The sequence below is a fragment of the Methylophaga sp. genome (assembly GCF_965655755.1).
Taxonomy (GTDB): Bacteria; Pseudomonadota; Gammaproteobacteria; order Nitrosococcales; family Methylophagaceae; genus Methylophaga.
On sequence record NZ_CBFHHW010000019.1, the window covers coordinates 45,883 to 50,338 of the forward strand.

Consider the following 4,456-nt stretch of genomic DNA (forward strand, 5'->3'; position numbering starts at 1 on the left):
CTGACCCTGGAAGAAATGGGTCAAGTTACTGAAGTGCATCACCATGAAGTTGCGACTGCCGGTCAATGTGAAATCGGTTCGAAATTTAACACTTTGGTGAAAAAAGCTGACGAAGTTCAACAACTGAAATATGTTATTCATAATGTCGCTCATGCCTACGGCAAGACGGCGACTTTCATGCCTAAACCACTGGTAGGTGATAACGGTAACGGCATGCACGTTCATATGTCTTTGTCTAAAGACGGTGAAAACCTGTTCTCAGGTAACAAGTATGGCGGTTTGTCTGAAACAGCACTGTTTTACATCGGTGGTGTTATCAAGCATGCGCAAGCATTGAACGCGTTTACTAACTCTTCAACAAACAGCTACAAGCGTCTGGTTCCGGGATTTGAAGCACCAATCATGCTGGCTTATTCAGCACGTAACCGTAGTGCTTCTATCCGTATTCCTTTTGTTAATAATCCAAAAGGCCGTCGTATTGAAGTGCGTTTCCCTGACTCAACTGCAAACCCATACTTGGCGTTCGCAGCTCTTTTGATGGCGGGTCTGGATGGTATTAAAAACAAAATCCATCCTGGTGATGCAATGGATAAAGATTTGTATGATTTGCCTGCTGAAGAAGCGAATTCCATTCCACAAGTCTGTCATTCATTAGACCAAGCATTGGATGCCTTGGATAATGACCGCGAATTTCTGACAGCCGGTGGCGTATTCACCGATGATATGATTGACGGCTTCATTGAACTTAAAATGGAAGAAGTGACCCGTCTGCGTATGGAAACTCACCCAGCAGAATTCGATCTGTACTACAGCGTCTAATTCTCACTCTATACAAAGACAGATAAAAAAGCGTCCTTCGGGACGCTTTTTTTATGGCTGGGTATTGCGCATAGTTGAGGACTGTCCTATGCTTCAGATTATGAAAATTTTATGGTTGTTGTTCTTTACTTTAGCGTTACCAGTAAACGCTGAGGTTTATCGTTGGGTGGATGACAACGGTAATGTGGTTTATTCTGATGAACCACATGCTGATGCTGAAACTATCGACTTACCTGCGCCTACGACGTATACGCCGGTTGAAGCGTCACAATCCGAAGCAGATATTTTGAGGTTGTCGCCTGATGATGAAGACAACGAAGATTCAGCTTCTGAAGTGCCCGACTATCAGTTAAGAATCATTTCACCTGCCGATGATGAGAGTATCTGGGTAAACAATGGTGATGTATCCGTCAGCATGGTACTTGAACCAGCCTTAGATCCTGAGCGGGGCGATATGATTGTCTTGTCACTCGATGGTACAGAGATTGCTCGTCAGGCCACTACCGCAGTCCAGTTGGATAACCTTGATCGTGGCACGCACACCTTGTCAGCAAAAGTGATTGATAAGAACGGCTCTGCACTGACAGATCAGGCTTCAGTCATATTTCATCTTCACCGTAACTCCATTCAGAACAATCAAAATACCAACGCGTCACCTTAGCTGGTTTCATTGCACCTAAATGGTGCGAAATTGATTCGAATTAATGCTATATTAAGCGTTACGAAGAGCGATAAATCTTTATTTGTTCTGTTTTAAACTTTGTCTTTCCCTATCTATCAATAGCTTAGCTGTCTAGAGATACAAAATGCGTATTTTTGGAGCGTTTTTTGCTAACAGCTGAGCATGTATATGAGTGTTTCCACCATGAGTTACGACGCCATTGCCAGCAACGATGTGTTGGAAAATCTGACGACCGCTGTTCTGGTGTTAGATACGTCTCTGCGTGTCTGCAATATTAATACAGCAACCGAAATTTTGTTTGAAATCAGCCAGCGTCAGGCTGAGTATATCCCTCTGCAGACATTGCTGCCGGGTGAAAAGCGCCTGATTAGCTCTTTAAACCGAGTTATCGCCACAGGTCAGGCTCTCATTGAGCGTGAAGTTCATTTGTTTCTGCCAGCAAGTGGTGAGATTCTGGTTGATTGCTCAATGAAAGTATTGGATACCGATCAGGCCTATGTGATTCTGGAATTATCTCAGCTGGATTATCAACAACGGATCAATCGTGATGAGAACCTGCATACACAGCAGCAGGTTGTCCGCGGATTGGCACATGAAATTAAAAATCCGCTGGGCGGCTTACGAGGCGCTGCTCAGTTATTGGAGCGTCAGCTCGATTCGGAAGATTTGAAAGAATATACGCGAATCATCATCACGGAGGCGGATCGTCTCCAAAATCTGATGAATCGCATGTTAGGTCCGAACCAACATCCGGAAAAGAAAGACACTAATATTCATGAAGTGCTGCAACATGTGCGACAGCTGGTTGATATTGAAGTCGATGAAAGGCTCAAGTTCAAAATTGATTATGATCCCAGTATCCCTGATCTCTATGCTGACTTCGATCAGTTGATTCAAATATTTCTTAATATTGTGCGTAACGCAGTACAGGCAATGAATGGTTCCGGTCTCATCACGCTCAGGACGCGAATACAACGGAATCTTACCATTGAGCAGCGATATTACCGTCTGGGCCTGCTGGTTGAAGTTCAAGATAACGGGCCAGGCATTCCCATCACATTACAAGATAGTTTGTTTTACCCGTTGGTTACAGGTCGTGCTGATGGCACGGGATTGGGCTTGTATCTGGTACAAAATCTGGTACACCAAAATGGCGGTATGATCGCCTGTAATAGCCAGCCGGGGCAGACAATTTTTTCAGTTACATTTCCTTTGGAGTTAGGACGTGAACGCTAGTAAAGCGATAGCATGGATTGTCGACGATGATCGATCCATAAGATGGGTGTTACAAAAAGCACTGGAAGCTGTGGATATCACCGTAAGGGCTTTTGAAACCGCTGATGTGGTATTACACGAATTAAAACAAGGACGTGAGGAAGCGCCAGATGTATTGATTAGTGATATCAGAATGCCTGGCATAGACGGACTCCAACTGTTATCAGAGATCAAGGAACGTTACCCTGCGCTGCCAGTGATTATCATGACAGCTTATTCTGACCTTGATAGCGCAGTGTCAGTCTATGAAGGTGGTGCATTTGAGTATCTGCCAAAACCATTTGATGTTGATGAAGCGGTAGAACTGGCACAGCGAGCGATTACTCATAGCCGCGAACAGGATAATAGTCCGGTTGAGGACACGAACATCGGAGCTGAAATTGTCGGTGAAGCACCTGCGATGCAGGAAGTTTTCAGAGCGATTGGTCGTCTGGCACGTTCTAATATTACAGTACTTATCAACGGTGAATCGGGCACAGGTAAAGAGCTTGTAGCTCAAGCGCTTCACCGGCATAGCCCGAGGCGACAGGCCCCCTTTATCGCACTTAACATGGCTGCGATTCCAAAAGAGTTACTTGAGTCTGAGCTTTTCGGTCATGAAAAAGGTGCTTTTACCGGCGCACATGTGCAGCGTAAAGGCCGTTTTGAACAAGCAAATGGCGGTACATTATTTCTTGATGAAATCGGTGATATGCCGATTGAGTTGCAAACCCGTCTGTTGCGTGTTCTATCAGACGGCGAATTTTTCCGTGTTGGTGGTCACAGTGGGGTGCAAGCCGATGTCCGTATTATCGCTGCTACTCACCAAAATCTAGAGAAATTGGTCGAGCGCGGCGATTTTCGTGAAGATTTATTTCATCGCCTGAATGTTATCCGTATTCATATTCCATCTTTGCGTGAGCGTAGAGAGGATATTCCTGCACTGGTTGGTTTCTTTCTGAATAAGGCGGCCAAAGAATTAGACATGGCGACGAAGTCTGTAGCGTCAGATGTTGAAATGTATCTGTCTCAAATGCCATGGCCGGGTAATGTGCGCCAATTGGAAAACACCTGCCGCTGGTTGACGGTTATGTCTCCTGGTCAAGTGGTTCAGATGGATGACCTTCCGGTTGAACTCTCAACCGAGCATTCAGATGGCAATGGTATGCAGGGGGGGGACTGGCAACAGCTATTCCGCCAATGGGCAGCAAGTAAAGCGCTATCGGGTCAAGAAGGAGTTTTAGCTGACGTTGTGCCCCTGATAGAGCAGCTTTTAATGGAAGTTGCATTAGAGAAAACAGCGGGTAAAAGACAGGAAGCAGCTAAGCTTTTAGGCTGGGGAAGAAACACTCTGACACGTAAATTAAAAGAGAGTTAGATTGCCCCTTGCATGGGTATAGGTGGCTATGTATAATGCACAGCTTAATCAGGTGCGGGGTGGAGCAGCCTGGTAGCTCGTCGGGCTCATAACCCGAAGGTCGTTGGTTCAAATCCAGCCCCCGCTACCATCGATATCTAATACAAGATATCGCATGGGGAGATTAATAAAATCAAATGTGTTTTAAGTCACCAACACATTTTTAATGACCTTGAAGGGATATTTCTCTCCCTGCATAAACCTTAATCGAAACCGCTGTACTTAATTCGGTATTTCAAATCTATTTCTCCTCGCTACAAAAAAATCTAATAAACCAGCCCACA

General features: G+C 45.1%; 4 protein-coding genes and 1 tRNA gene. All 5 read left to right on the forward strand.

The genetic code is table 11. The features are described 5' to 3' along the window. Positions 1–819, forward strand: an 819-nt coding sequence (glnA, locus tag ACTF5U_RS07870; RefSeq protein WP_438971086.1) for a type I glutamate--ammonia ligase, incomplete at its 5' end; no start/stop codon positions are given. Between the two features lie 88 nt (positions 820–907). Beyond that, the gene (locus ACTF5U_RS07875; protein ID WP_438971087.1) at positions 908–1,480 is read left to right on the forward strand and encodes a DUF4124 domain-containing protein; all 573 of its coding nucleotides are present in this window, start codon (positions 908–910) and stop codon (positions 1,478–1,480) included. A gap of 183 nt (positions 1,481–1,663) precedes the next feature. Further along, positions 1,664–2,737 (forward strand): nitrogen regulation protein NR(II), encoded by a 1,074-nt coding sequence (glnL, locus tag ACTF5U_RS07880; RefSeq protein WP_438971088.1) that lies wholly within the window; start codon positions 1,664–1,666, stop codon positions 2,735–2,737. Continuing rightward, positions 2,727–4,133, forward strand: a complete 1,407-nt coding sequence (gene ntrC / locus ACTF5U_RS07885) for a nitrogen regulation protein NR(I) (protein ID WP_438971089.1) — start codon at positions 2,727–2,729, stop codon at positions 4,131–4,133. Before glnL ends, ntrC begins: the two co-directional genes overlap by 11 nt. A 53-nt stretch (positions 4,134–4,186) precedes the next feature. Further along, a tRNA-Met gene (locus ACTF5U_RS07890) sits at positions 4,187–4,263 on the forward strand. Positions 4,264–4,456 lie beyond the last annotated feature (193 nt).